Source organism: Bifidobacterium apousia, assembly GCF_007559275.1.
Classification (GTDB): Bacteria; Actinomycetota; Actinomycetes; order Actinomycetales; family Bifidobacteriaceae; genus Bombiscardovia; species Bombiscardovia apousia.
The window spans coordinates 459,317-484,982 of sequence record NZ_VMHK01000001.1 but is presented as its reverse complement, the minus strand read 5'-3'; the positions used below and the strand labels follow the sequence as shown (position 1 = coordinate 484,982).

The 25,666-nt window shown below is 62.4% G+C and carries 34 protein-coding genes and 1 tRNA gene; 3 read left to right on the top strand and 32 right to left on the bottom strand.

The annotated features are described in order from the left end of the window. Nucleotides 1-262 precede the first annotated feature (262 nt). The 27 genes from FPK30_RS01930 to FPK30_RS01800 all read right to left on the bottom strand — a co-directional run bounded on the left by FPK30_RS01930 (nt 263) and on the right by FPK30_RS01800 (nt 17,407). A complete protein-coding gene (locus FPK30_RS01930) occupies nt 263-835 on the bottom strand; it encodes an adenylate kinase (protein WP_144085050.1) in 573 nt (190 codons plus the stop codon). Between the two features lie 241 nt (nt 836-1,076). After that, on the bottom strand, nt 1,077-2,405 hold the full coding sequence (gene secY / locus FPK30_RS01925; RefSeq protein WP_024626782.1) for a preprotein translocase subunit SecY: 1,329 nt from the start codon (nt 2,403-2,405) through the stop codon (nt 1,077-1,079). A 185-nt stretch (nt 2,406-2,590) separates the two neighbouring features. Then, nucleotides 2,591-3,055: a 50S ribosomal protein L15 gene (gene rplO, locus FPK30_RS01920; protein WP_029676013.1), complete on the bottom strand. Its 465-nt coding sequence runs from the start codon at nt 3,053-3,055 to the stop codon at nt 2,591-2,593. 2 nt (nt 3,056-3,057) lie between these two features. Further along, nucleotides 3,058-3,243, bottom strand: coding sequence for a 50S ribosomal protein L30 (rpmD, locus tag FPK30_RS01915; protein WP_045924814.1), 186 nt, complete (start codon nt 3,241-3,243; stop codon nt 3,058-3,060). Then, the gene (rpsE, locus tag FPK30_RS01910; protein WP_045924815.1) at nt 3,243-4,004 is read right to left on the bottom strand and encodes a 30S ribosomal protein S5; all 762 of its coding nucleotides are present in this window, start codon (nt 4,002-4,004) and stop codon (nt 3,243-3,245) included. Before rpsE ends, rpmD begins: the two co-directional genes overlap by 1 nt. Beyond that, on the bottom strand, nt 4,001-4,372 hold the full coding sequence (gene rplR / locus FPK30_RS01905) for a 50S ribosomal protein L18 (RefSeq protein WP_015022343.1): 372 nt from the start codon (nt 4,370-4,372) through the stop codon (nt 4,001-4,003). Before rplR ends, rpsE begins: the two co-directional genes overlap by 4 nt. Before the next feature lies 1 nt (nt 4,373). Further along, complete coding sequence (gene rplF / locus FPK30_RS01900) at nt 4,374-4,913, bottom strand: 50S ribosomal protein L6 (protein WP_144085049.1); 540 nt, start codon at nt 4,911-4,913, stop codon at nt 4,374-4,376. Nucleotides 4,914-4,929: 16 nt separating this feature from the next. After that, nucleotides 4,930-5,328 (bottom strand): 30S ribosomal protein S8, encoded by a 399-nt coding sequence (gene rpsH, locus FPK30_RS01895; RefSeq protein WP_024626787.1) that lies wholly within the window; start codon nt 5,326-5,328, stop codon nt 4,930-4,932. Nucleotides 5,329-5,408: 80 nt separating this feature from the next. Then, on the bottom strand, nt 5,409-5,594 hold the full coding sequence (locus FPK30_RS01890) for a type Z 30S ribosomal protein S14 (RefSeq protein ID WP_015022346.1): 186 nt from the start codon (nt 5,592-5,594) through the stop codon (nt 5,409-5,411). 1 nt (nt 5,595) lies between these two features. Next, nucleotides 5,596-6,168 carry a 50S ribosomal protein L5 gene (gene rplE / locus FPK30_RS01885; RefSeq protein WP_024626788.1) on the bottom strand — a complete coding sequence of 191 codons (573 nt, stop codon included), beginning with the start codon at nt 6,166-6,168 and terminating at the stop codon, nt 5,596-5,598. After that, nucleotides 6,165-6,500, bottom strand: coding sequence for a 50S ribosomal protein L24 (gene rplX / locus FPK30_RS01880; RefSeq protein ID WP_015022348.1), 336 nt, complete (start codon nt 6,498-6,500; stop codon nt 6,165-6,167). Before rplX ends, rplE begins: the two co-directional genes overlap by 4 nt. 1 nt (nt 6,501) lies before the next feature. Continuing rightward, nucleotides 6,502-6,870: a 50S ribosomal protein L14 gene (gene rplN / locus FPK30_RS01875; RefSeq protein WP_015022349.1), complete on the bottom strand. Its 369-nt coding sequence runs from the start codon at nt 6,868-6,870 to the stop codon at nt 6,502-6,504. Nucleotides 6,871-6,949: 79 nt separating this feature from the next. Further along, nucleotides 6,950-7,216 (bottom strand): 30S ribosomal protein S17, encoded by a 267-nt coding sequence (rpsQ, locus tag FPK30_RS01870; protein ID WP_015022350.1) that lies wholly within the window; start codon nt 7,214-7,216, stop codon nt 6,950-6,952. Nucleotides 7,217-7,218: 2 nt separating this feature from the next. Further along, a complete protein-coding gene (rpmC, locus tag FPK30_RS01865) occupies nt 7,219-7,482 on the bottom strand; it encodes a 50S ribosomal protein L29 (RefSeq protein ID WP_015022351.1) in 264 nt (87 codons plus the stop codon). Next, entirely contained in the window at nt 7,482-7,901 is a 420-nt protein-coding gene (gene rplP / locus FPK30_RS01860; protein WP_015022352.1) for a 50S ribosomal protein L16, read from the bottom strand. Before rplP ends, rpmC begins: the two co-directional genes overlap by 1 nt. 3 nt (nt 7,902-7,904) lie before the next feature. Next, the gene (gene rpsC / locus FPK30_RS01855; RefSeq protein ID WP_029678066.1) at nt 7,905-8,750 is read right to left on the bottom strand and encodes a 30S ribosomal protein S3; all 846 of its coding nucleotides are present in this window, start codon (nt 8,748-8,750) and stop codon (nt 7,905-7,907) included. Next, nucleotides 8,750-9,109, bottom strand: coding sequence for a 50S ribosomal protein L22 (gene rplV, locus FPK30_RS01850; RefSeq protein ID WP_045924817.1), 360 nt, complete (start codon nt 9,107-9,109; stop codon nt 8,750-8,752). Before rplV ends, rpsC begins: the two co-directional genes overlap by 1 nt. Nucleotides 9,110-9,130: 21 nt before the next feature. After that, nucleotides 9,131-9,409 (bottom strand): 30S ribosomal protein S19, encoded by a 279-nt coding sequence (gene rpsS, locus FPK30_RS01845; RefSeq protein WP_015022355.1) that lies wholly within the window; start codon nt 9,407-9,409, stop codon nt 9,131-9,133. A gap of 15 nt (nt 9,410-9,424) precedes the next feature. After that, nucleotides 9,425-10,255: a 50S ribosomal protein L2 gene (rplB, locus tag FPK30_RS01840; protein WP_015022356.1), complete on the bottom strand. Its 831-nt coding sequence runs from the start codon at nt 10,253-10,255 to the stop codon at nt 9,425-9,427. 35 nt (nt 10,256-10,290) lie between these two features. Then, nucleotides 10,291-10,593, bottom strand: a complete 303-nt coding sequence (gene rplW, locus FPK30_RS01835; protein ID WP_015022357.1) for a 50S ribosomal protein L23 — start codon at nt 10,591-10,593, stop codon at nt 10,291-10,293. A gap of 5 nt (nt 10,594-10,598) precedes the next feature. Further along, nucleotides 10,599-11,273 carry a 50S ribosomal protein L4 gene (rplD, locus tag FPK30_RS01830; protein ID WP_015022358.1) on the bottom strand — a complete coding sequence of 225 codons (675 nt, stop codon included), beginning with the start codon at nt 11,271-11,273 and terminating at the stop codon, nt 10,599-10,601. A gap of 4 nt (nt 11,274-11,277) precedes the next feature. Beyond that, complete coding sequence (gene rplC / locus FPK30_RS01825) at nt 11,278-11,931, bottom strand: 50S ribosomal protein L3 (protein WP_015022359.1); 654 nt, start codon at nt 11,929-11,931, stop codon at nt 11,278-11,280. A gap of 16 nt (nt 11,932-11,947) precedes the next feature. Further along, complete coding sequence (gene rpsJ / locus FPK30_RS01820) at nt 11,948-12,256, bottom strand: 30S ribosomal protein S10 (protein ID WP_006295278.1); 309 nt, start codon at nt 12,254-12,256, stop codon at nt 11,948-11,950. 285 nt (nt 12,257-12,541) lie between these two features. Further along, on the bottom strand, nt 12,542-15,298 hold the full coding sequence (gene adhE, locus FPK30_RS01815) for a bifunctional acetaldehyde-CoA/alcohol dehydrogenase (protein ID WP_144085048.1): 2,757 nt from the start codon (nt 15,296-15,298) through the stop codon (nt 12,542-12,544). Between the two features lie 311 nt (nt 15,299-15,609). Continuing rightward, on the bottom strand, nt 15,610-16,101 hold the full coding sequence (gene rpsI / locus FPK30_RS01810; RefSeq protein ID WP_015022361.1) for a 30S ribosomal protein S9: 492 nt from the start codon (nt 16,099-16,101) through the stop codon (nt 15,610-15,612). A gap of 20 nt (nt 16,102-16,121) precedes the next feature. Further along, complete coding sequence (gene rplM / locus FPK30_RS01805; RefSeq protein ID WP_024626794.1) at nt 16,122-16,571, bottom strand: 50S ribosomal protein L13; 450 nt, start codon at nt 16,569-16,571, stop codon at nt 16,122-16,124. A 203-nt stretch (nt 16,572-16,774) separates the two neighbouring features. Next, entirely contained in the window at nt 16,775-17,407 is a 633-nt protein-coding gene (locus FPK30_RS01800) for an AbrB family transcriptional regulator (protein WP_144085047.1), read from the bottom strand. Nucleotides 17,408-17,515: 108 nt separating this feature from the next. On the opposite strand from FPK30_RS01800, the gene FPK30_RS01795 reads away from it, so the two are divergent. Continuing rightward, nucleotides 17,516-18,151, top strand: a complete 636-nt coding sequence (locus FPK30_RS01795) for an IMPACT family protein (protein WP_144085046.1) — start codon at nt 17,516-17,518, stop codon at nt 18,149-18,151. 48 nt (nt 18,152-18,199) lie between these two features. Here FPK30_RS01795 and FPK30_RS01790 read toward each other — a convergent pair. Next, nucleotides 18,200-18,286 (bottom strand) — tRNA-Ser (locus tag FPK30_RS01790). Between the two features lie 226 nt (nt 18,287-18,512). On the opposite strand from FPK30_RS01790, the gene dinB reads away from it, so the two are divergent. After that, a complete protein-coding gene (dinB, locus tag FPK30_RS01785; protein ID WP_144085045.1) occupies nt 18,513-19,784 on the top strand; it encodes a DNA polymerase IV in 1,272 nt (423 codons plus the stop codon). Here the strand turns inward: dinB and dapC are convergent. The 4 genes from dapC to FPK30_RS01765 form a co-directional block, all read right to left on the bottom strand. After that, complete coding sequence (gene dapC, locus FPK30_RS01780) at nt 19,781-20,935, bottom strand: succinyldiaminopimelate transaminase (RefSeq protein ID WP_144085044.1); 1,155 nt, start codon at nt 20,933-20,935, stop codon at nt 19,781-19,783. The two genes, dinB and dapC, sit on opposite strands and share 4 nt — an antisense overlap. Nucleotides 20,936-21,005: 70 nt before the next feature. Further along, nucleotides 21,006-21,323 carry a ferredoxin gene (gene fdxA, locus FPK30_RS01775; protein WP_015022367.1) on the bottom strand — a complete coding sequence of 106 codons (318 nt, stop codon included), beginning with the start codon at nt 21,321-21,323 and terminating at the stop codon, nt 21,006-21,008. Nucleotides 21,324-21,380: 57 nt separating this feature from the next. Then, nucleotides 21,381-22,904: an amino acid permease gene (locus FPK30_RS01770; protein WP_144085043.1), complete on the bottom strand. Its 1,524-nt coding sequence runs from the start codon at nt 22,902-22,904 to the stop codon at nt 21,381-21,383. A gap of 93 nt (nt 22,905-22,997) precedes the next feature. Further along, the gene (locus FPK30_RS01765) at nt 22,998-24,227 is read right to left on the bottom strand and encodes an FAD-binding protein (protein WP_144085042.1); all 1,230 of its coding nucleotides are present in this window, start codon (nt 24,225-24,227) and stop codon (nt 22,998-23,000) included. A gap of 370 nt (nt 24,228-24,597) precedes the next feature. Between FPK30_RS01765 and FPK30_RS01760 the strand changes: the two genes are divergently transcribed. Further along, on the top strand, nt 24,598-25,662 hold the full coding sequence (locus FPK30_RS01760) for a uroporphyrinogen decarboxylase family protein (protein ID WP_144085041.1): 1,065 nt from the start codon (nt 24,598-24,600) through the stop codon (nt 25,660-25,662). Nucleotides 25,663-25,666 lie beyond the last annotated feature (4 nt).

Genomic DNA, 25,666 nt, shown 5'->3' with positions numbered 1-25,666 from the left:
ACATGCATTTACCCTTAGCAAGAGGGCATGGATGCACCAAGGCTATCACCCTGTCCACCAGAGTGGGGCGGACGCGCATGGATTTCCGCCATCCACAAAAAGAAGCTGCCATGCCCCTCGGGGTCATGCAGCTTCTATGGCTCGCATAGTCGTATCAGCAAGTCTTACCAGTGTGTGCTGAACAAGGCACGCTTGGTCTTGCTCATTGCCTGGCATCGGTTGATTGCGCCGGCGGCAAGCCTCTCGCCTGACAAGCCATGAATTAGCGCTTGTCCAGCTGCGCGATAATCTCCTTGGATATCTTATCGACCTCGCCCTGGCCGTCCACTGCAACCAGAAGGCCACGGCTCTTGTAGGTGTTCAGCAAGGGGGCAGTCTCCTTGGCATAGATATCCAGCCGTTTGGCAATGGCCTCGGGGGTATCGTCTGCCCGACCCTCCTCCTTGGCTCGCTTGGCGATGCGCTGCATAAGAACCTCATGGTTGGCATCCAGGGCCACCACAGCCGTCAGCGGAGTGCCCAGCTCTTCGAGCATCTTGTCCAGCGCCTCGACCTGGGATGCCGAACGGGGGTAGCCGTCCAGAATCCAGCCCTGGGCCGCATCATCCATGCCCAAACGGTCCTTGACGATTGTATTGGTCAGCTCGTCCGGAACAAGCTCGCCCTTGTCGGTGTAGGCCCTGGCCTGCTTACCCAGCTCGGTTCCGTTCTTCAGGTTGTAGCGGAAAATGTCACCAGTGGATATGGCCGGAATCCCATAATGCTTGCTGAGCAAGGCCGCCTGCGTGCCCTTGCCTACACCTTGAGGTCCCATGATCAACAGTCGCTGTGCCATTCCCTATCCTTTGCTTGATGTTCTTGGTCTACAGTCCTAGGCGGACCAACCGCGAAGAACCCTCTTTACCGTATGCTAGCGGCTGCCCGCTCCAAGAGCAGGTTTCACTCGCTAAAACTCACACGAACAGTCTTCCTGACTCAGGACTAACACAAAATGGTCCGGCTCCCTGCCAGCAAGTGACAGGGCCGGACCTTCATCTGTTTGGATTGATACCACCTGCAGGTGTTCGACCGAAGGATCAGCCCTCCTTGTGGTCGCCCTCCAGCAGGAAACCGGTGTACTGGAACTGCTCGGTCTGCGCCCTGGCCTGGCGCAGGGTGTCCAGACCGACGCCGGCGATAATCAGTATGGTGGTCCCGCCGAAGGGCAGCTTGGAGTTGATCTTCAGCAGCATGATCAGCACCGTGGGAATCAGGGCCACAAAGAGCAGGTAGATGGCCCCGACCGTGTTCAGCCGGTTCATTACGTATGATAGGTACCGGCTGGTGGCCCGTCCGGCCCTGATGCCCGGGATGAAGCCGCCGTACTCCTTCATGTTGTCGGCAGTCTCGTCAGGGTTGAAAGTGATTGAAGTGTAGAAGAAGCAGAAGAAGACAATCATGACCGAGTAGAGCACGATGTACCAGACCGAGGTCGTATTGGCCATGTTGGCGTTGATCCACTTGACCCAGTTCTGATCGGACTTGCCGAACTGGGCGATAAGGGTGGGAATAGCCAGAATGGAAGAGGCGAAGATGGGGGGAATCACGCCTGACATATTGATCTTGAGCGGCAGATAGGTGGAGGACCCGCCGTACATCTTGCGGCCGATCATCCTACGGGTGTACTGGACGGGAATGCGGCGCTGCGCCAGCTCCACGTAGTCGACCAGAATCAGGATGACCACCAGGACGGTCACCACAATGCCGAATTTGACCCAGTCGCCGTTCTTGCCGTTGGTTCCCCAGCCGATGTTCCAGAGCTGCGGCAGGAAGCCGGAGCAGATGGAGATGAAGATCAGGACGGACATGCCGTTGCCAATGCCCTTGTCGGTGATCAACTCGGCCATCCACATGATCAGACCCGTGCCGCCGGTCATAATCAAAACCATGACGACCAGATTCCAAACAGAACTGTCAGGAATGACCTGTTGCTGGCAGGCCCCGTTGAAAAGCGCACCGTTGCGGGCTGTGACCAGAATGGTCGTGGACTGCAGCACGGCCAGGCCGATGGTCAGATACCTGGTGTATTCGGTCAGCTTGGCCTCGCCGGACTGACCCTCCTTGTGCAGAGCCTCGAAGCGGGGAATGACCACGCGCAGCAGCTGCACCACGATGGATGCGGTGATGTAGGGCATGATGCCCAGTGCGAAGATGGACAGCTGCAGCAGTGCTCCGCCGGAGAACAGGTTTACCAGACCGATGAAGTCCTCATTGCCGGCCGTGGTGATGCACTTCTGCACGGAAGGATAATCCACGCCTGGGGTAGGTATGAACGACCCAATGCGATAGATGATGATGATGCCAAGAACGAAGAAGATTTTCTTCCTCAGCTCCTTGGTCTTGAAGGCCTGGATTAACGTCCTCACCTAAGTTCCCTCCCTACGCGACCGCGCGTTGGTCTCGGTGCATCGCACCTTCTTGCTCCGACCAGCTTAACCGATGGTTCCGTCAAATCATGATGGCAACCGGGTCGGAAACGAATTCCGGCCCCCGCCCGCTTGGAGCGGGGAGGGCCGGAATCATCTGCCTTGCGGTCTGTCCCCTGCGAGTATCAGTTCTCGGAGACGGACCCGCCTGCGGCTTCTATCTTGCTTCTGGCCGAGGCCGAGGCCTTGACGCCCTTGAGGGTGAAAGCGGCCTTGACGTCGCCGTCACCCAGAACCTTGACAGGGCGGCCCTTGCGAACGGCTCCCTTGTTGACCAGATCCTCGACGGTGACCTCGCCGCCCTTGGGGAAGAGTCCTTCCAGGGCACCCAGGTTGACCACCTGGTACTCCTTCTTGAAGGGGCTCCTGAACCCGCGCAGCTTGGGCAGCCGCATGTACAGGGGCAGCTGGCCGCCTTCAAAGCCCGGACGGACCTGATAGCGTGCCTTGGTGCCCTTGGTGCCACGACCGGAGGTCTTGCCCTTGGACCCCTCGCCGCGACCTACACGGATGCGGTCGCGCTTGGCGCCCGGAGCCGGACGCAGGTCATGCATCTGCAGGATGGTGGGCTCTTGCTTGTCGCTGGCCATAATCAGTCTGCCTCCTCTACGTTCACCAGGTGGCGGACCTTGTCGGCCATCCCCCGGTAGACGGGGGTGTCCTCACGCAGGACGGTCTGGCCGATCTTGTGAAGGCCCAGCGACCTGACGTTCTCCTTCTGGCGGTCGGTGGCATGAGCCACGCCCTTGACCAGGGTGATCTTGATCTGCTTGGTCATCACTCACCTGCCTTCGACTGCTCGTCAGCCTTGGCCTTGGCCTCTTCGCGCTCCTTGCGCTCGTCGGCGATGCCGGCGGCACGTGCGCGCAGGAGGGAGTCGGGGGCGACCTCCTCCAGAGGCAGACCACGGCGTGCCGCGATCTCCTCGGGCTCCTCCAGCTGCTTCAGGGCAGCCACAGTGGCCCGCACCATGTTGACGGCCGTGGCCGATCCCATGGACTTGCTCAGGATGTCGGTGATGCCGGCGCACTCCAGGACGGCGCGGACCGGACCGCCGGCGATAACGCCGGTTCCGGGGGCCGCAGGCCGCAGGAGGACAGTGCCGGCCGCATCGTGGCCTATCACGGGGTGGGTGACGGTGCCGCGGATGCGGGGAACAGTGAACATGTGCTTCTTAGCGTCCAGCTGACCCTTGGAGATGGCTGCCGGAACCTCGCGGGACTTGCCGTAGCCAACGCCCACAGTGCCCTTGCCGTCGCCCACGACCACCAGAGCCGCGAAGCTGAAGGTTCGACCGCCCTTGTGGACCTTGGACACACGGTTGATGGTCACGACCCTGTCGAGCATGTCGTCACGGTCGTCGCGATCGCGACGGCCACGACGACCATCCCTGCGGCCGTCACGGGAACCGCCACGACGACCACCGCGGCGATCATCGTTCCGGTCGTTCCGGTCTCTTCTGCCACCCTGGCTGGACTGAGCGTTTGTGGAATCTTCAGTCACCTGGGTTGTTTCCTTTGTCGTTTCGTTGTCGCTCACAGTGCCAAACCTCCCTCACGGGCGCCTTCCGCAACCGCTGCGACCCTTCCGTGGTACTTGTTGCCACCACGGTCGAAGACCACGGTGGTGATGCCGGCCTTCTTGGCCTTGGCCGCGATCTGCTCGCCCACCTTGCGGGCAGCCTCGGTCTTGGTGCCCTTGAAGGAGCCGTAGTCCGAAGCCATGGTCGACTCGCTGACCAGGGTGACGCCCCTGGTGTCGTCGACGATCTGGGCGATCATGTTGCGGTTGGTCCGTGTGACCACCAGACGGGGACGCTCTGCCGTGCCGGAGACGTGCTTGCGCAGACGGGCATGGCGGCGCAGACGGGCGATCTTCTTGCCTTTGCCTAGTATCGAGACCGTCATATCACTTACCAGCCTTTCCAGCCTTGCGCAGGATGTGCTCGTCCGCGTACTTGATGCCCTTGCCCTTGTAAGGCTCGGGTGCACGCAGGGCGCGGATATTTGCCGCAGCCTGGCCGACAGCCTGCTTGTCGATGCCGGAGACGACCACTTCGTTGGCGTTCGGCGTCTCGAAGGTGATGCCCTCCGGGGGGTCGACAGTGATGGTGTGCGAGTAGCCCAGCGAGAACTCCAAGGACTTGCCCTTGGCGACCACGCGGTAGCCGGTGCCGACGATCTGCAGGTGCTTGCTGTAGCCCTTGGAGACGCCTTCGACCATGGAAGCCACGATGGAGCGGCTCAGTCCGTGCTTGGCCTTGGTGGTGCGATCCTCGTCGGCCGGGGTCATGATGATCTCATTGCCCTCGACCTTGCCGGTGATGCCATCGGGCAGCGTGTACCCGTCGGAGCCCTTGGGGCCCTTGGCGGTGAATTCCTGGCCCTTGAAGGCCACCTCCACACCTGCCGGAACGGCGATGGGGAGCTTACCAATATGCGATGCCATGTTCAGCTCTCCTTTCTCACCATACGTAGGCGACGATTTCGCCGCCGATGCCCCTGTCGAGGCATTCCTTCTGGGTCATCAGTCCCGAGCTGGTCGAGATGATGGCGATTCCCAGCCCGCCCAGGGGCATAGGCAGGGAATCCGACTTGGCGTAGCGGCGCAGACCGGGCTTGGAGACACGCTTGATGCCCTGAATGGACTGGCGTCCATCGGGACCGTACTTGAGCGTGATCTCCAGATCCTGCCCGACACGCGCCTCCTTGGCACGGTAATCGGCGATGAAGCCTTCGCGCTTGAGGATCTGCGCGATGTTCGCCTTGAACTTGGAGTACGGCATGTCGACTGTTTCATGCTTGGCCGCACTCGCATTACGCAGACGTGTCAGCATGTCTGCGATGGGATCTGTCATTGTCATGTGGGCTTATGCCCTTCCTCGCCGTGGTTTCCGCCGCCGGGCAGCAAACTGCCGCGACCGCGGACCTTCAGCGTCGATCTTTACCAACTGGACTTCGTCACACCCGGCAGCTCGCCGCGATGGGCCTTCTCGCGAAGGCAGATGCGGCACAGGCCGAACTTGCGATAGACGGAATGAGGACGACCGCAGACCTGGCAGCGCGTGTATCCACGCACCTTGAACTTCGGCTTGCGTGCCGCCTTGTTTCTCAGAGCGGTTTTTGCCATATCAGTTCTCCTTGAAGGGGAAGCCCAGCTGCTTGAGCAGCGCCCGGGCCTCCTGATCGTTCTTGGTGGAGGTCACCACGGTGATATCCATACCACGCTGGTGATCGATCTGATCAGGATCGATCTCGTGGAACATGGACTGCTCCGTGAGACCGAAGTTGTAGTTGCCCTGGCCGTCGAACTGACGGTCGCTGATGCCGCGGAAGTCACGAATGCGGGGCAGGGCCAGGGTCAGCAGACGATCCAGGAACTCCCACATGCGCACGCCGCGCAGGGTGGCGAAGGCGCCGATGGCCTGTCCCTCACGCAGGTGGAACTGCGCCACAGACTTCTTGGCCTTGGTGATCTTGGGCTTCTGGCCGGTGATGGCCGTCAGGTCCTTGACCGCGCCCTCGATCAGCTTGGAGTCACGTGCCGCGGCCCCCACGCCCATGGAGACCACGACCTTCTCGATCCTGGGCACCTGCATGGGGTTGGAGAACTTGAACTCCTTCTCCAGCTCGGGCACGATGCTCTCGCGGTACTGCTGCAGCAAACGAGGGACTGCCGGTGCTTCAACGGTGGTATCGCTCATGACAGCTCCTTGCCTGACTTCTTGGCGAAGCGGGTGCGCACGACCTTGACCTTGCCGTCACGCGCCTCCTCCTTGATGTTTACGCCGATGCGAGTCGGCTTCTTGGTCTCCGGGTCGATGACCATCACGTTTGAGCGATGGATGGGCGCCTCGGTCGGGACGATGCCCGACTCCTGACCCTGCTGGGTGGCGCGCACATGCTTCTTGACGATCTGAATACCCTCGACGATCAGACGGTCATTGGGCAGAATCCGCAGGACCTTGCCCTCCTTGCCGCGATCCTTGCCGCGGATGACCTTGACCTGGTCGCCTGTCTTGATCTTGGCTACCACTTCAGATCACCTCCGGTGCCAGGGACACGATCTTCATGAAGCGCTTGTCGCGCAGCTCACGACCGACCGGTCCGAAGATACGAGTGCCGCGGGGCTCACGGCCGGTGCCGAGGATGACCGCCGCGTTCTCGTCGAACTTGATGTAGGAGCCGTCGTGACGACGATGCTCCTTGACCGTACGGACGACGACCGCCTTGACGACCTCGCCCTTCTTGACCGACCCGCCGGGAATGGCATCCTTGACGGTGGCGACGATCACGTCGCCAATGCCGGCATAGCGTCGCTTCGACCCGCCGAGCACGCGGATGGCCAGGATCTCCTTGGCACCCGTGTTGTCGGCGACCTGAAGCCGCGATTCCTGCTGAATCATTGATTCTCCTTAGCCGCGCTGGTTCTCCGCAGACACCCCGCGACAAGGCGGGATGAAATGCGGAGCCTGGCCGAACTTGTTACTTGGCGCGCTCGACGATGGAGTCGAGACGCCAGCGCTTGGTCTTGCTCAGAGGACGGGTCTCCATGATACTCACGAAGTCGCCCACATGGGCCTCGTTCTTCTCATCATGGGCCTTGACCTTGCGGTTGCTGCGGACGACCTTGCCGTACAGGGGGTGGGTCGAACGCTGCTCCAGCTCTACGGTGATGGTCTTGTCCATCTTGTCGGACACGACGTAGCCGCTGCGAACCTTGCGGAAGTTGCGCTCCTGCTTGTCAGCCATGCTTACTTCTCCTCAGCTTTGCTCTCGGCCTTTGCTTCGGCGGGCTCCTGGCTGATGCCCAGCTCGCGCTCACGCAGGACGGTGTACATCCTGGCGATGTCGTGCTTGACGGCCTTGAGGCGGGAGGTGTTCTCCAGCTGACCGGTGGCCGACTGGAAGCGCAGGTTGAACAGCTCTTCCTTGGACTTCTTCAGGAAATCCTCGATCTCCGCATTGGTCTTTTCATTCAGATTCTTGATGGAATACTCGGCTGTTCCGACTGACATCAGATGTCACCGCCTTCACGTGCAATAATCCGGCACTTCATGGGAAGCTTGTCAGTAGCGCGGCGAAGGGCCTCGCGGGCCACATCCTCGCTCACGCCGCCGATCTCGAAGAGCACCCGGCCGGGACGGACATTGGCCACCCAGAACTCGGGCGCGCCCTTGCCGGAACCCATTCGGGATCCCAGGGCGTGCTTGGTCAGGGGACGATCCGGGAAGACCGTGATCCAGACGCGGCCACCACGCTTGATGTACCTGGTCATGGCGATACGGGCCGCCTCGATCTGCCGGTTGGTCAGGTAGGCCGGAGCCAGGGCCTGGATGCCGTAATCGCCGAAAGCGATCTCGTTTCCGCCCTTGGACATGCCCGAACGACCCGGACGATGCTGCTTGCGGTATTTAGTCCTCTTTGGGATAAGCACGGCTCACTCCTTTGCTTCGGTTGCGACGGGGGCCGAGGCGGTCTGCTCCTGAGCCGCCGCTGGCGGCGCGGCCACACCGCTGTTCTGCTTGGCTGCATCCTGCTCGCGGCGGGTGCGTCCCTCAGAGGGACGAACACCACGACGGGGACGACGATCGCCACGCCGACCGGGGCGGTTGTTCTGCTGAGCCTGCTGCTCCTCGAACTGACGCTCGGTCATGTCGCCCTTGTAGATCCATACCTTGACGCCGATGCGGCCATAGGTGGTCCTGGCCTCGAAGAAGCCGTAATCGATCAGGGCGCGGAGCGTCTGCAGGGGCACGCGGCCCTCGCGGTAGAACTCCGAACGGCTCATCTCGGCTCCGCCCAGGCGGCCGGACAGCTTGATCCTGATGCCCTTGGCTCCGGCGCGCATGGCATCCTGCTGAGCCTTGCGCATGGCCCTGCGGAAGGTGACGCGGTTGGTCAACTGCTCGGCGATGCCCTGAGCCACCAGCTGGGCATCGATGGAGGCGTTCTTGACCTCGAAGATGTTCAGCTGGACCTGCTTGCCGGTGATCTTCTCCAGCTTGGCGCGCACGCGCTCGGCCTCGGCGCCGCGACGGCCGATGACGATGCCCGGCCGGGCGGTGTGGATGTCGACGCGCACACGGTCGCGGGTCCGCTCGATGACGATCTTGGAGACGCCTGCGCGCTCCAGATCCTTGTTCATCTCCTTGCGGATCTTGTCATCCTCAAGGACGAAGTCGCTGTAACGCTCCCCCGCCTTGTTGGAGTCGGAGTACCACTTGCTGCGGTGCTCCTCGGTGATGCCGAGTCGGTACCCAAACGGGTTGATCTTCTGCCCCATTATCGGGCTCCTTCCTTGTCGGCCACCACGACGGTGATGTGGCTGGTCCGCTTGTTGATGCGGGCCGCACGACCCTGGGCGCGGGCTCGGAACCGCCTCAGGGTGGTGCCCTCGTCCACGTAGGTCTCACGAACCATCAGCTCGTTCTCGCGGAAGGGCTGGTTGGCCTTGTCCGCCTTGACACGCGCGTTGGCGATGGCGCTCTCCAGGCACTTGCGAACCGGAACGGCCGCGTCCTGGGGGGCGAACTTCAGAATGGTCACGGCCTCGGTCGCCTGCTTGCCTCGGATGAGGTCGACGACGCGGCGAGCCTTGCGAGGCGTCACGCGAACGTGACGTGCAATTGCCTTAGCTTCCATGTGTCTCTACTCTCCCTCGCCTCAGCGGCGTGCTTTCTTGTCGTCCTTCACGTGACCCCTGAAGGTCCTGGTGGGGGCGAATTCGCCGAGCTTGTGGCCGACCATGGCCTCGGTGACGAAGACCGGGACATGCTTGCGGCCATCGTGCACAGCAAAAGTGTGCCCGATGAAGTCCGGGGTGATCATGGAACGACGGGACCAGGTCTTGATGACGTTCTTGGTGCCCTTCTCGTTCTGCTCGTCGACTTTCTTCTGCAAGTGGGCGTCGACGAATGGGCCCTTCTTGATGCTACGAGTCATCTTTCCGACACTCCCTTACTTGCGGTTCTTACCATTTGGACGACGACGCACGATCATCTTGTTGGAGGCCTTCTTGGGCCTGCGGGTGCGAACCTCGCCCTTGCCCCAGGGAGACACTGGCGGCTTGCCGCCACGAGTACGTCCGCCATGCGGGTGGTCGACCGGGTTCATGGACTCACCACGGGTGATGGGCCTGCGACCCATCCAGCGGGCACGTCCTGCCTTGCCGAGCTGGACGTTGGCGTGGTCGTTGTTGCCGACCTCGCCCACCGTTGCACGGCAACGGGAATCGACGTTGCGGATTTCGCCGGAGGGCATACGCAGCTGGGCGTAGGCCCCGTCCTTGGCCACCAGCTGGACGGCAGCGCCGGCCGAGCGGGCGATCTTGGCGCCGCCCAGGGGCCGCAGCTCAATGGCATGGACGATGGTGCCGGTGGGGATGTTGCGCAGAGGCAGGTTGTTGCCGGGCTTGATGTCGGCCTGGGGACCGGTCTCGATGACGTCACCCTGCTTAATGCCCTGCGGGGCGATGATGTAGCGCTTCTCGCCGTCTGCGAAGTGCAGAAGGGCGATGCGGGCCGAGCGGTTGGGATCGTATTCGATCTCAGCCACCTTGGCGGGCACGCCGTCCTTGTCCCAGCGACGGAAGTCGATGAGGCGGTACTGGCGCTTGTGTCCGCCGCCGCGGTGACGGCTGGTGACGCGGCCATAGGAGTTGCGTCCGCCGGTCTTGCTCAGCTTGCGAACCAGCGACTTCTCGGGCTTGGAGCGCGTGATTTCGGCGAAGTCCGAAACCGAGGCGTTGCGACGGCCCGCGGTCGTCGGCTTGTATGTACGGATAGCCATAATCTAGTTCTTCCTTAACTTTTCTCGGCTAGCCTTCAGTTGTTGGTACCGAAGACATCGATCGACTGGCCCTCGGCCACCTTGACGATGGCGCGCTTCTCGGCGGCGCGACGACCCCAGCCTGTACGGGTCCGGGTCCGCTTGCCCTGCCGATTGAGGGTGTTGACCGATGTGACCTTCACATTGAAGATCTGCTCGATGGCCTGCTTGATGGCGACCTTGTTGGCATCAGGGTCCACCACGAATGTGTACTGGCCGCGGTCCGAGTTGGCGTAGCTCTTCTCGGAGACGACCGGGCGCAGAATGATGTCGTGTGCTGGCTTGTGAATAGCTGCCATGAAAATCAGGCCTCCTTGACGGTCTCGGACTTGGCGCCGCCCTTGACAGCCAGGAAGGCATCGAAGCCATCCTTGCTGAAAACGACATCCTCGGCCGTGACCACATCGTAGGTGTTGAGCTGATCGGCGAAGAGGACATGGACGGTGGGCAGGTTCCTGACGGAGAGCCACTCGTTGATGTTCTCGCGGGACAGCACGACGGTGGTGAATCTGTTGTCGACCAGGGGCAGCAGGGCTGCTTTGGCGGCCTTGGTAGACGGGGTCTCGCCAATGCCGAAGTCGACCACGTGCACGCGCCCGGCGTTGACCCGGTCGGACAGGACGTAGCGCAGGGCTGCGGCCTTCATCTTCTTGGGGGTGCGCTGGGAGTAGTCACGCGGCTGCGGGCCGTGGACAATAGCGCCACCAGTCCACTGGGGAGCACGGATGGAGCCCTGACGAGCGCGTCCGGTGCCCTTCTGCTTCCAAGGCTTGCGGCCGCCGCCGGAGACGGTGGACCGGGTCTTGACCGAGTGCGTGCCCTGGCGGGCTGCAGCCAGCTGGGCGACGACCACCTGGTGGATCAGCGGCACGTGCGAGCGGACATCCTCCTCGGCAATGCCGAAGATCTGCTCGGGTGCATCCACGGTCCCGGTGTTCTTGCCCTGGGCGTCGGTGATGTTCAGAGTCAACTTAGCCATGGTTTCAGGCTCCCTTCACTGCCGAACGAACCAGGACGATGGCGCCGCGGGGCCCGGGCAGGGCACCCTTGATGGCGATGACGCCCTTCTCGGCATCTGCGGAGACGATGGTCAGGTTCTGGACGGTCGAGGTGTCGTGGCCCATGCGGCCGGCCATCCGCTTCCCCTTGAGGATGCGGCTGGGGGTGGCGCATGCGCCGACAGAACCGGGACGACGCTCGTTCTTGTGCGAGCCGTGGGTGCGGCGATAGGACTTGAAGCCCCAACGCTTGATGGTGCCGGCAAAGCCCTTGCCCTTGGTGGTGCCGGTCACATCGACCTCGCTGCCCTCAGGCAGCAGGTCCAGGCCCAGCTCCTGGCCGGGCTGATAGCTGTCGGCATCGGCGGTGCGAACCTCAACCAAGTGACGACGCGGGGTCACTCCGGCCTTGGCGAAGTGGCCAGCCAGCGGCTTGGTCACCTTGGTGGGGTCGATCTGCCCGTAGCCGATCTGGATGGCCTGGTAGCCGTCCTTCTCCTGGTTCTTGACCGCGGTCACCACGTTGGTAGACACATCCACCAGGGTCACCGGGACGAAGAAGCCGTTCTCGTCCCAGACCTGGGACATGCCCAGCTTGCGGCCCAGGAGAGCCTTGCGGTTCCTCTGCTCTTCAGCCATGCGGTTTCCTCCTCCCCTACAGCTTGATCTCAATGTTGACGTCCGCTGGCAGATCGATATGCATCAGCGAATCCACAGCCTTGGGCGTGGGATCCACGATGTCGATCAGACGCTTGTGGGTGCGCATCTCGAAGTGCTCGCGGGAGTCCTTGTACTTATGAGGAGAACGGATGACAACATACACGTTCTTCTCAGTCGGCAGCGGAACGGGGCCAACCACAGTTGCGCCCGCGTTCGTCACCGTCTCGACGATCTTCTTCGCCGATTGGTCGATGACCTCATGGTCATAGGACTTTAGCCTGATGCGGATTTTCTGTCCCGCCATTGCCGTCCGCCCTTTCTAGCGATCTATGAACTGATTACCCAGTCTGTTTCGAGGGCACGGAACGACAGCCGCAGGAGACATTCCTCCCGACAGGCCTCAGCCGGATCCATGCGCAGCCGTGGAGAATCCCGTGGGGATGGGACTCCTCGCTGCACCCGCTATTGTGATTGACAAAATGCGAGCCCAAAACAGGCAACTTTCTTATTAAAGCACGAGGGTTCCCCTAGAAGAATCCGGGCGTGTCGCTCCGCTTCCAGGGGAACCCTCTGCTCAATTCCAGCCCTGTCAGGCCCGCTGGGAGGCCTCCTGGACCACATCCTCGCCCTGGCGGGCAACCCTCATCCGGTGGCCCTCCTCCTGGCTGACCCCGTAGTAGGCAGCCACGGCGATGTCCTTCATGTCTTCAATCAGCGGAATGCGGGGGTTGGCGGGCGTGCACTGATCCTCATAGGCGCGCATGCCGATCTGATCCAAGGACTGCCAGTAGAGGTCCTCGTCCACCCCTGCGGCCTGGAAGGAGGCATCCATGCCCAGGCGCTCGTCCCTGTAGGATTCCACCGCACGGGCCAAGAGCTCCACGCCCTCCTCGGGAGTAGCGGATTCGATGCCCAGCACATGGGCCATCTGCCTGTAGCGCTCCGGGGCCACATACTCGCTGTACTTGGGCCAGCTGGTGGGCTCGTCCGGGATGCGTCCGTTGTAGCGGATCACGTAGGGCAGGAGGATGGAGTTGGCCCGCCCATGGGCCACGTGGCAGAGGGCTCCGATGGTATGCGCCATGCCGTGGCACATGCCCAGGAAGGCCGAACCGAAAGCCATCCCAGCCATGGTCGCCGCATTGTGCATCTTCTCCTGGGCGCGCACCTTGGCCTCGCCGCCGGCGGTGCCCACGGCAGGCTCCAGGTTGTCCCAGATCAGCTTGGCCGCGTGCAGGGCCATGGCGTCGGTGTAGTCATTGGCGTAGACCGAAACGAAGGCCTCCATGCAGTGGGTCAGGGCATCGAAGCCCGAGTCGCAGGCCAGCCTCTTGGGCTGGGTGCGGGCCAGTACCGGATCCACGATGGCCACGCTGGGAGTAAGGGCATAGTCGGTGATGGGGTACTTGTATCCGGTTTTATGGTCAGTGATGACCGCAAACGGGGTGACCTCCGAACCCGTGCCTGAAGAGGTGGGAATGCAGACCAGCCTGGCCTTGGTGCCCAGGGGCGGAATCTTGAAGGCCCGCTTGCGGATGTCGAAGAACTTCTCTCGAACATCGGCAAAGGAGATCTCCGGATGCTCATAGAGCAGCCACATGATCTTGGCCGCGTCCATGGGGCTGCCGCCGCCCACGGCGATAATGGTGTCGGGGCCGAACTCATCGCGCATCATGGCCGCACCGCGCTCCACCGTCTCGACGCTGGGCTCCGGCTCTACGTAGTCGATGATGCGGAAGGTGACGGGCTCGGACCTGGCCCGCAGCTGATCGATGATCTTGTCGACGATCCCCAGCTGCTCCATGACCTTGTCGCATACGATGACGGCCCGGCGGATGCCGAACATGTCGCGCAGGTAGCGGACGGAGTTGGGCTCGAAGTAGGTCTTGGGGGGCACCTTGAACCACTGCATGTTGTTGTTCCTCCGCGCGATCCGCTTGATGTTGATCAGATTGACCGCCTGAACGTTGCCCGAGACCGAGTTGCCGCCGTAGGAGCCGCAACCCAGGGTCAGGGAGGGGGCGATGGCATTGTAGATGTCGCCGATGCCGCCCAGGGAGCTGGGCTGGTTCCAGACGATCCGGCAGGCGTGCATGCGCTGGCCGTACTCGCGCACCAGCCTCTCGTCGTCGGTGTGGATGGCTGCCGTGTGCCCGGCGCCGTAGCGCAGCATCTGCTCGCAGAGGGAGAAGCCCTCGTCCTTGTTGCGAGCCTTGAGCACGGCCTGAACCGGAGCCAGCTTCTCCAGGGTCAGGGGTTCCATGGGGCCGACCTGGTCGCATTGGGCTGCCAGGATGGTCGCGTCCTCGGGGATCTCGAACCCGGCTTGACGGGCGATGAACTGTGGAGACTTGCCCGGAACCTCGGAATTGAGCCTAGGAGCGGGAGCGTCGGCACCGGCATGGGCCCGCACGCCGAACATGTACTCCTCCAGCTTGGCCTTCTCCTCGGGATTGACGAAGTAAGCCTTGCGCCGCTTCATCTCCTCGATCACCCGGTCATGCACATCCTGATGAGCGATGATAGCCTGCTCTGTGGCGCAGATCATGCCGTAGTCGAAATGCTTGGACAGGATCAGGTCGTTGGCGGCCCGGGGCACGTTGACCCTGCGATCCACATAAGCCGGGGCATTGCCGGCTCCCACACCTAGGGCAGGCTTGCCCGAAGAGTAGGCGGCCTTGACCATGCCGGGGCCGCCGGTGGCCAGTATGGTGGCCACACCGGGATGCTGCATCAGGGCGCCGGTGGCCTCGACTGAAGGGTGCTCGATCCACTGGATGCAATCGCGCGGAGCGCCTGCCTCAATGGCCGCGTCGCGGACGATCCGGGCCGCCTCCACCGAGCAACGCTGGGCGTAGGGGTGGAATCCGAAGACGATGGGACAGCGGGTCTTCAGGGCCAGCAGTGATTTGAAGATGGCAGTCGAAGTGGGATTGGTCACCGGAGTCACGCCAGCCACGACCCCCACCGGCTCGGCCACCTCGATGATGCCGTCCACGTCGTTCTCGCTGATGATGCCCACGGTGCGCTGCCTGGCCAGGTAATTGGTCACATGCTCGCAGGCGAAGATGTTCTTGGTGGCCTTGTCCTCCACCAGGCCGCGTCCGGTCTCCTCCACGGCCATCTGCGCCAGCGGCAGGTGCTTGTTCAGGGCCGCGATCGAAGCCTTGGCCACGATCCGATCAACTTGGCCCTGGTCGAGCTCTTCAAAGGCGCGCAAAGCCGACTGTGCGCGGACGACCAGGGCATCGACCTCCCTGCGGGCCATCTCACCACTGTCCGCCCGGACTTCTTTCCCGCCAGCTGCCGGCTCCTGTACTTGATGCTCATGCTTTTGCTTCTGCATTCCAGCCACGATATTGGCCCTCCTCATGTTCCGCGGATGCCGGTCAGAACGGCAGACAGTCTCAGACCGTGCCAGTCCACGAAGGACATCCGTCATAACGTGACGAAAGTCACAATATAGACCAGAGGGGTCACCATTGAGCCCCAGGATGAGCGAACGTTCGCTTGAAGCGTGTCGTGTGGGAATTCGTGGTTTTTCTGGTCATTTTCCGCACGCCAACGTGCGCTTTGCCGTTCGCTTCTGCAGGGACCGTCAAAGCATGAAAAATCCCCGAGGTCTGTGAACCTCGGGGATGGAAGAAACTGTGAACGTCAGCGCTTGGAGAACTGCGGGGCGCGACGGGCCTTGTGCAGACCGGCCTTCTTGCGCTCCACCACGCGGGCGTCACGGGTCAGGAACCCGGCCTTCTTCAGGGCAGGACGGTTGGCGTCCCGGTCTATGGCGTTCAGGGCGCGTGCAACGCCCAGACGGACTGCGCCAGCCTGGCCGGTCACGCCGCCGCCCTCGACGCGCACGACCACGTCGAACTTGTTCTCAAGCTTGAGCAGCACGATCGGCGAGTTGACCTCGCGCTGGTGCAGCTTGCTGGGGAAGTACTCCTCCAGGGTGTGTCCGTTGATGCTCCACTTGCCGGAGCCCGGGATCAGACGGACACGGGCGACGGCCTCCTTGCGGCGGCCGGTGCCGTAGCCCGGCTCGATGGCGGAGGTGCCGGTGCCTGCGCCGGCGTTGGTCTCGGAAGTGTAGGAAGCGCTGGTCTCCTCGGCCTCAAGAACCGCGGAGCTGTTGTTGTTGTCAGCCATGGTGATTATCTCCTCTGGTCCTACTTGGCCTGCTGGGCGACCTGATGGATCTTGTACTCAATAGGCTGCTGCGAGGTGTGAGGATGCTCCTCGCCTGCGAAGACCCGCAGCCTGGTCAGCTGGACCTTGGCCAGCTTGTTCTTGGGCAGCATGCCCTTGACCGCCGTCGTGATGATGCGCTCGGGGTTGTGCTCCATCAACTGCCCGTAGGAGTCGCGACGCAGACCGCCAGGGCGGCCGGAGTGGGTGTAGAGCACCTTGTCGTTCTTGTTGCCCGTCAGCACCATCTTGGACGCGTTGATGACGATGACGTTGTTGCCGGAGTCGGCGTATGGCGCATAGGTGGGCTTGTTCTTGCCGCGCAGCAGATCGGCCACCTGGGCTGCCAGACGCCCCAGCACCACACCGGAGGCATCGACGATATACCAGTCATGTGTCAGATCGGCTGGTTTCGGGGTGAAAGTCTTCACGATTCAACCTTTTCCTTGCATTGTGTTTCGGGCTCTCCGCGCCGCATGCTGCCATGCTGGCCGAAAGCCATGTATTCCGTGGGCTCCCTGAAAGTCCTAGACGGCGAGTGGGAAAAGCGCTTTGAGGACCCCTTAGGGAAACACAACAATCCATTATTGTAACGCCTGAGTGCCGTTCGTCAAAATTCGCGTCGGCCCTAGTTTCAGCGGGAGGCGGCTGCCCGTGCCACCTGCCCGTCCGGATCCTTGCGCAGAGCCTCAAGGGTCGCCTGCCCGGTGTTGGGATTCAGGGCCACGGCCCGGCGCACCATGGCGGCCAGCACGTGGGGGGCATCCTGCTCGTCGCGAGTGCCCAGAGCCCCTAGAAAGTCGAGGGTATCGGCATCGGTGCGCTCGTCCTGGGCGCCCTCCAGACGCATTTTCCAGGAGGTCATGGGGTTGGTCAGCGCGGCATCCCTGACACCGGCGTCCTCGTCCTTGGTGAGCAGACCGGCCAGCCAGTTCTTGTCGTCCTTGTTGGCGGCCACCGCCCGGCGGACCTCAGGGCTGGAATCCTGGGAGAGCTTGACCAGGATATTGGGGAAAGGCATGGTCTGTGCCAGGTAGACCCTGTCCTCCACGGGCGTATGCTCATTGCCGGCCACCGCCTCCAGCAGTGCCGTGAAGCGTGAGAAGGCGGCCTGGTCGGACCTGTCGGGCAGAGGGCTGCGGGCGAACTCGTGCAGCTCGGCCGTATCCGTGGAGTGCCTGAGCCTTTCATAGAACACGGTCAGGGCCTCGTGGGGCTTGCCGGCTGATGGGGATTCGGTTTCCGGTTGGTCCTGGGGATTGGTCATGCGGCCAGCTTAGGTCGTCTCCTTGATATCAGACCCGGCCCGGGATCCCCTCTAGCATGGAGATAATGCAAGCACCGAGGAGACGATAGGCATAGGAGGCAAGCCGATTTGCTCACCATACTGGATACGCCGCAGAAACCGGCTACGGGCTCTCTGACCGAGCGGAAGTCCGAGTTCATCGGCCAGGCCTGCCATGTGGAGGACCAGGAGGCAGCCATGGCCTTCGTCCAAGAGGTTCGTTTACAGCACCCCAAGGCCCGGCACGTCTGCCACTGCGCGATCTGGGGACCGGAGGGCCGCACCAGCGAACGCATGAGCGATGACGGGGAGCCCTCCGGGACGGCCGGCAAGCCCATGCTTGAGGTCATGCGTCGGCAGGGACTGACCGACTGCGTCCTGACGGTGACTCGTTACTTCGGGGGGATTCTCCTCGGGTCAGGGGGGTTGATCCGGGCCTACTCCTCAGCAGCCTCCCTGGCGCTCAAGGCGGCAAAGCAGGCACGTGTGCTCCCGACCCAGCGATTCGCGATCACCGTGGACTATCCAGAGTACGATCCTCTGCGCCGTCTGATCCGCACCTCCGGGGGGCACGTGGAGACCGAGGACTTCACTGACAGGGTCCGATTGACCTACGCCCTGGAGCCCGCCGCTGTGCCAGCCTTTCATGGTCGGCTGGACGACCTTCTGCAGGGCCGTGCCCAGCCGAGCGCGTTGGGCCAAGGCCGCAGGCTGATTCCCCAGTAATGAATAAAACCGGCGATCGTGCAAGATCAGCGATCACCGGTCATCAGGCGGAGACGAGGAGATTCGAACTCCTGGACCGCTTGCGCAGTCAACACCTTAGCAGGGTGCCCCTTTCGGCCACTCAGGCACGTCTCCATGCAGGCTCCCGATCCAGGGTCCGAGCCCCATAGTTTCGAGAACAAAACAATAGAATACCATGATTGACCGACCTGACTCGCCGGTGCGGCAGGATGCAATACAGCACAGGACAGATTCATCCATTTTCATGGATAAAAACCAGAGATGTGAATCTTTTCCAAGAATTTGCGTTTGAGAATAATTTATCGCATGTTCCTCTGGGACCCCCTTATATCATGGAGCCATGAGTACCGCACCAAGGCTTGCAGCCGCCAAGAAAGACTGGGGACATGACGAGACCGGCTGCACGGTGCTGCACATTGACATGGATGCCTTCTACGCCTCCTGCGAAGTCGCCCGACACCCTCAATTGCAGGGCCGGCCGGTCATCATCGGCACCGGACGGCGGTCGGTGGTCTCCGCAGCCAGCTATGAAGCCAGGGCTTTCGGCATCAACTCGGCCATGCCCCTGGCACGTGCCGAGCGACTGTGCCCTCAAGGGGTGTTCCTCCCGGTCGACATGACCTATTACCGGAATATCTCACGAAGGATATTTGATACGGTTTTCTCACGAATTACTGATCAGATCGAGCAGGTCTCAGTAGATGAATGCTATATGGACGTGTCCGGGGCGCTCATGCGCTGGGGCATGCCCACGGCCATCGCCCGGTGGATTCGAGCCAGCGTGGCCCGACAATTCCACGTGACCTGCTCGGTGGGCATCGCCACCAACAAGCTGGTAGCCAAGATGGCCTCCACCAACGCCAAGCCCGACGGCATGCTGCTGATCCCCAAGGCCCGGCAGGCCGAGTTCGTCCAGCTGATGCCCCTGCGCGGCATCCCCGGCATCGGACCGGCCCTGGAGAAGCGGCTCAACGCCTGGGCCATCAAGGATGTGGCCGACCTGGCCACCATGAGCGAGCGGGATCTGACACGGGCCACAGGTTCGAGCCTGACAGCCAGGAAGCTGGCACAGGCCTCACACGGACTGGACGACGATCCGGTCCAGCCGCGAGCGCCAGAGAAATCCCTAGGCGCGGAACGCACCTTTCTGCACGACACCACCAGCATGAAGCAGGTCTGCGACCTCCTGCGCGTCTGCAGCAACGAAGTGGCCACCGGACTGCGATCGCATGACCTGATCGCCCGAACCATCACCGTCAAACTCCGCTTCGATGATCTGCGCTATATGACCAAGGCCCACACCCTGGAGACACCGGTCAACTCAGCCAACCGCATCTATCCGCAAGCAGTCGGTCTGCTGAAGGCCATGCTGGGGCTGCCCGATGGCGTGCCCATGGACACACCCCTACCCAGGTTGATCCGCCTGGCCGGCGTCAGCGCATCCGGCCTGAGCCGGGTGGAGGACACGCCCATCCAGCCGTCCTTGGACGACATCATCCACGAGAGCAAACGTAGCACCGGCAGCGAGGCCCAGCGCCTGGACCAGGCAGAGGCCACCATGGACTCCATCAGGAACCGCTACGGCAAGGGCTCGGTCAGCATGGGCCTCTAAGCGGCGCTCCGCAGACGCCCCAAGGCCAGCTCCAGCTGCTCGTCATTGATGGTTGACGAGAACCGCAGATAGCGGCCATCCCCGTAGAACTCCCCGGGACTAGCCAGAATGCCCAGACGGGACAGGTCTGCCATATCGGCCCAACAGTCTCCCGAGCGGGCTGGTGCCCAGATATAAAGGCCGCCCTGAGGCATGACGGCATCGTATCCGTAAGCTCCGAGAGCTTCAGTCAGGGCATGCAAGCGACGAGCGTAGACATCGCGCTGGGCCATCACAGCCTCGCCATCCTCCAGAGCGGCCCGCATAGCCCCTTGCACTGGACCTGGCACAATCAGTCCCACCTGCTTGCGGTAGGCGGTCATGGCCTCCACCAGCTGAGCATCGCCAGCCACCAGGGCCGCCCTGTATCCGGCCATGTTGGACTGCTTGCTCATTGAGTACAGGCAGAGTATCCCGCTGGCATCGCCGCCGCAGACTTCAGGCTCCAGGATGCAGGGCGAGGCGGGGATCGGCGCATCCTGCCCCGTTTGGTCCGGCCCAGACCAATGCAACAAGGCATAGCACTCGTCGCTCAGAACCGTGGCCCCTATCGAACGGGCCGCCCGTACAATCCTGGCCAAGCCGGTTCGGTCGATGATCTGCCCGCCGGGGTTGCCCGGCGAATTGATCCATATGGCTCGCACGCCGGGCAGGTCCACCCATGAATCCGTGTCAGCCGGATCCTTCACGGTCGTCACCTGGGCCCCGGCCAGCTGGGTTCCGATGGCATAGGTGGGATAGGACACCGCCGGTTGCACCACCCGGTCCCCCGGCCCCAGATGCAGAAGGGAGGCCATGAGCGCCACCGCTTCCTTGGATCCGACCGTGGGCACCAGATCCGCTCCCAAGGCATCCAAATCGACCCCGCGACAACGACGGAACCAGTCGGCTGCGGCCTGCCTCAGGAGACCATCACCGGCAGTCTTCGGGTAGCCTCGTGCCTGGCCATCATCCGCAGCAGCCGCCAAGGCCTCCCTGACCGACCTGGGTACAGGGTCCACCGGCGAACCCACCGACAGGTCGACCAGACCGCCGGGGCATTGCTCGGCACGCCGCCGATAGGAGTCAATCCTTGACCAGTCGTAGGGGGATGCGAAAGAGTGGAAACCCATGGTCCGCCTTTCTCCTATAAGTAAGCCGCGGTGGGATGGCTCCCATCCGCGGCTCGTCAGCCTTCATCGACTACTTGTTGGGTGGCAGGGCTGCCACACCCTCCGGATCATGATCGTAGGGACCGACCGCAGCGGCGCCGCCGGCATCCCCCACCTGGGCGAAGAAATCAGTAGCCGCATCCTTGTACCAGGTCCACTCCTCGGGCAGGTCGTCCTCGTAGAAGATGGCCTCCACCGGGCAGACCGGCTCGCAGGCGCCGCAGTCCACGCACTCGTTGGGGTTGATGTAGAGCGAGCGGACGCCCTCGTAGATGCAGTCCACTGGGCATTCATCCACGCAGGCCTTGTCCTTGACGTCCACGCAGGGCTGAGCGATGACGTAGGTCATGGGTTACCTCCTGAGTATGCGAATACTCACTTTACACTGCAGCGCCGACGCTCCGGGTCAGTCCAGACCGGCCTGGGTGGCCTCGGATATCTTCCCGCTGAGCTGATGACGGCCGAGCAGAGAGTGCCGGTAGGAATAGGCGAAGTAGATGGCCAGTCCTGCAGCCAGCCAGACCACGAATCGAATCCAGGTCAGCACGGTCAGGTTGAGCATGAGCCAGAGGCAGGCCAGGGCGATCAGTATGGGAACCCAAGGGTTGCCGGGCATCTTGAAGGACCGGGGCAGGTCAGGCCGGCGCTTGCGCATGATGGGCAGGGAGATGGCCACCAGCAGGAAGGCCGAGAGCGTGCCGATGTTGACCATGTCGGACAGGACGTCTATGGGGAAGCAGGAGGCCACCACAGCCACCACGATGCCGCCCAGGATCTGAATGCGGGCCGGCGTGCCATGACGGCCGGTGCGGGAGAGGGCACGTGGAAGGAGCCCGTCGCGGCTCATGGCGAAGATGATGCGGGTCAGCCCCAGCAGGAGCACCATGACCACAGTGGTCAGCCCCACCACGATGCCGAAGGAGATGATCTTGGCAGCCCAGGGAGCCCCGACCATCTCGAAGCCGGTGGCCAGTGAGGGGTTCTTGGCCTTGGCCAGATCCTTGTAGGAGACCATGCCGGTGGTGACGATGGCGACCAGGATGTACAGGGTGATGACGATCAGCATGCCCAGGCCGATTCCACGAGGAATGGTCTTATGGGGTTCCTTGGCCTCCTCGGAGGTGGTGGCGACAATGTCGAAACCTACGAAGGCGAAGAAGACCAGGGCTGCGCCTGAGAGGATGCCGGGGATACCGTAGATGGTGGGCTGCATGCCTGAAACCCACTGCCAAAGGGGCTGGCCCATGATGCCCGGCACGCTGGCCCCCGGAACGGCAGAAGCCGGCTCAGAAGGCGGGATGAAGGGCCGGTAGTTGTCCAACTTGACGTAGAAGAAGCCCACTACGATGACGAAGACCACGATGCCGATCTTGAGGACGGTCAGGGCGCCGTCGAACCGGGCTGAAAGCTTGGTGCCCAGGACCAGCAGGACCGTGAAGAGGGTGACGACCGCCAGCGGGGCCAGATCCACATCCAGGCCGCCCAGATGGAAGCTGGAGCTGAAGGAGGTGCCGCCCATCAGATGGATGAAGTCGTTCAGGTAGACGCCCCAGTACTTGGAGATGACCGAGGCGGCCATGAGCATCTCCAGAATCAGGTCCCAGCCGATGATCCAAGCCACCAGTTCGCCCATGGTGTTGTAGGTGAAGGTGTAGGCCGAGCCTGAAACCGGGATCATGGAGGCGAACTCCGCGTAGCACATGACGGCCGCTGCACAGACGATGCCTGCGATGACGAAGGAGATAATGACGGCCGGACCCGCATGGAAGGCCGCTGCCTGGGCCCCCACCGAGAAGATGCCCGCGCCCACAGCCACTGCGACGGCCATGATGGCCAGATCCCAGGTGGTCAGCGTCCGCTTGAGCGACCTGCCCTCCTCCCCGGTCTCTGCCAGGGTCTGTTCAACCGATTTCTTCCTGAATAATTCCATCTTGCTCCCGACTCACGAGTCCCGCTCCGGCGAGTAATCATAGGATATGGTGCCATACAAAACCGAAATACGCTCATTACGTGAAAGCAGGAGCTACCAGGCCAGGTCGATGCCTGGGGTAACGGGCTCGGGAATCAGATGGATGCCGAAGGTGGAATCCACGCCTTTCTGGATGGCACGGGCCAAGGCCACCAAGTCGTCTGAGCGAGCACCTCCGCGGTTGGTCAAGGCCAGTGTATGCACATCAGACAGGGCGGCTGCCGACCTCTCCCCCAAGGCGAAGCCCTTGTGGAAGCCCGCATGATCGATCAGCCAGGCTGCTGAGGTCTTGACCGATGCCGAGTCTTCGACAGGATAGCGCGGAGCATCCGCCGGCAGGGCATTCGCAGCCTCACGACTGATGATCGGATTGGTGAAGAAACTCCCGCAGCTATGGCGGTCGAGCAGCACCCTTTCGCCCCTGGGGCCGTGAAGGTCATCCTGGACCGCCTCCAGAGCCTCTTCCAGGTCGGAGGTTCGACGGCAGGATCCCATCCAATCGGTCAGGTACCGATAGGGATCCTCCAGCATCCCCTTGGCTGCTCTGACCGTCAGAACCGCCTGGCGAATCCGCTCCAGGGGAAGGGTTGTCCCAACCTCGACACCCAGGGCCCTGGCCAGCTGGGCGGAACCCACCTGAGCCGCGGATCCGTGTCGCAGGACCAGGGTGACCGCAAGGACCACGTAGCGCGGCGTGGGGAAGAACCGTGCGTCGGGCACAGCCGGCTCCTGGTACATGGTCTGCTTGAGCAGGGAGGTCCTGTATCCGAAATCCAGATCCGAGGCCCGCAGATAGGCAGTGACCTTGTCCTGACGATCCCAGACCTCGACCGAGTCGACAAGGCGTCCGACCTCCTGGCCGTAGGCGCCGATGTTCTGGACCACCGAGGCTCCGACAGTCCCGGGGATGCCGGATAGGCCCTCTACCCCGATCAGATGCATGCGCACGCAGTAGGAGACCAGATCATCCCAGTTGGTCCCAGCCGTAGCATTGATGTGAACGACGGGAAGGCCGCCCTCAGGCGGAGCCACCTCGTCGGGCACGCTGATGTCCTGACGGGTGTCACGCACAACCACGCCCGGAAAATCCTGGTCGGAGGCCAGCAGGTTGGATCCCCCGCCGATTAGGCAGAGGGGCAACCCCTTGGAATCCGCGTCCTCCACAGCCTCGATCATGCCCACACGGCTTTGAGGCTGAACGAAGGCGGCCATGCTCCCGCCCACACCCACAGTGGTGATATCGGCAAAGGTCGGAATGGTGTCTCTGGAGGATACGTCAGACATGCAATTCACTGTATCATCGTCCCCTTGCCATGCCAGACCTGAAATGCCCCCTGTCGCCCTTGGCGATCATCGATCGGTCATACTCGGATAGCAAAGCAAGGGCATCAAGGTGACTGCGAAGTCCTGTCTGACCCCCCTATCAGCTTTTCCTATAGCTTTCGCAAGACCCGCGCAGGGCCAGGGGACGATGAGCGGCGATAGATATTACCTATATGCCAGGTCGTTGACGGGCTTGCTTCCTGGGGGTTTTATGTGACAAGAGCTTTGGGAAGGGGAATCTCCAAAGCCCTGTTTCCGGACGAAGGGCACCGGAACCACCTGGACACCTGACCGGGCGTTCATAGGACACATACCAGGAAATGAGCATGCAATGACAGAAGACAGAAGAACCCAGTTCCACCAGATAGCCCATGGCCAGACAAGCCGCCCCTGGCTGACCTCTGCCTGGCAGCACCACATCGGTCACGAGTACGGTGCTGAGAATTTTGCCGCAGCCACCTTGGACTTCGTTCGCAAGTGGGATTGGGACTGGGTCAAGATCAACCCGAGGGCCATCTACTACGCCGAGGTCTGGGACGCAGTCTACGACAGGGATGACTATGATTGGCTGATCCCACGCACCGTCCGCACGGCCATCCAGGAGGCAGGGGACATCGCCCGCATCGACTATCGCGACCCTGAAACCAACAAGGTCCTCCAAGAACAGATCCAGGCTGCCAGGGCCATCCGCGACGACCTTGAGGACCGAGCAGTCATCGACACGGTCTTCTCCCCGCTCTCGGTCCTTCTGCAATTGGCCGATCTTCCCCTCTACCCCGAGGGGCAGGGCTCCGCGCAGGAGGACGACAGGGGCCTGAACAGACAGACACTGATCTTCGACCAGCCCGAGGCGGCCAAGTCAGCGCTGGACAAGATCGCCCGAACCCTGGCCGACTACGCAACCCTGCTGGTCAGCCCCAAGGAGCAGGGCGGGGCCGGCTTGGACGGCATCTTCTTCGCCGAAACGGGGCTGGCCAGCCATGGCTACTTCAACCAGGCGCAACTGGAGGAATGGGCCAAGCCCTATGACCGGATCGTGATCCAGGCGGTCAGACAGGCCGATCCCGAAGCCCTGGTCCTGGTGCATACCTGCCGGGAGGATGCGCACCCCGAAGAATTCACCGACCTGAATCCTGATTTTCTTCATTGGGATCAGTTCCGCCCAGGCAATCCTGAAATCAGCACCGACTTTCCAGCGGTGCCCGTGGGAGGAGCCGACTTCGAACTCTTCAACCCGGGCAGCGATGTGGACCAGATCCGCCAGGAATTGGATCAGACCATCCAGGCCAGTCAAGGCCGTCCCTTCCTCCTGGCGCCCTCATGCACCATTCCGACGCCCGCCGACGAGGAGGCCCTGCGCCTCCTGAGCGGAACCCGGGCCCCCAAGCAACGCTGAATCC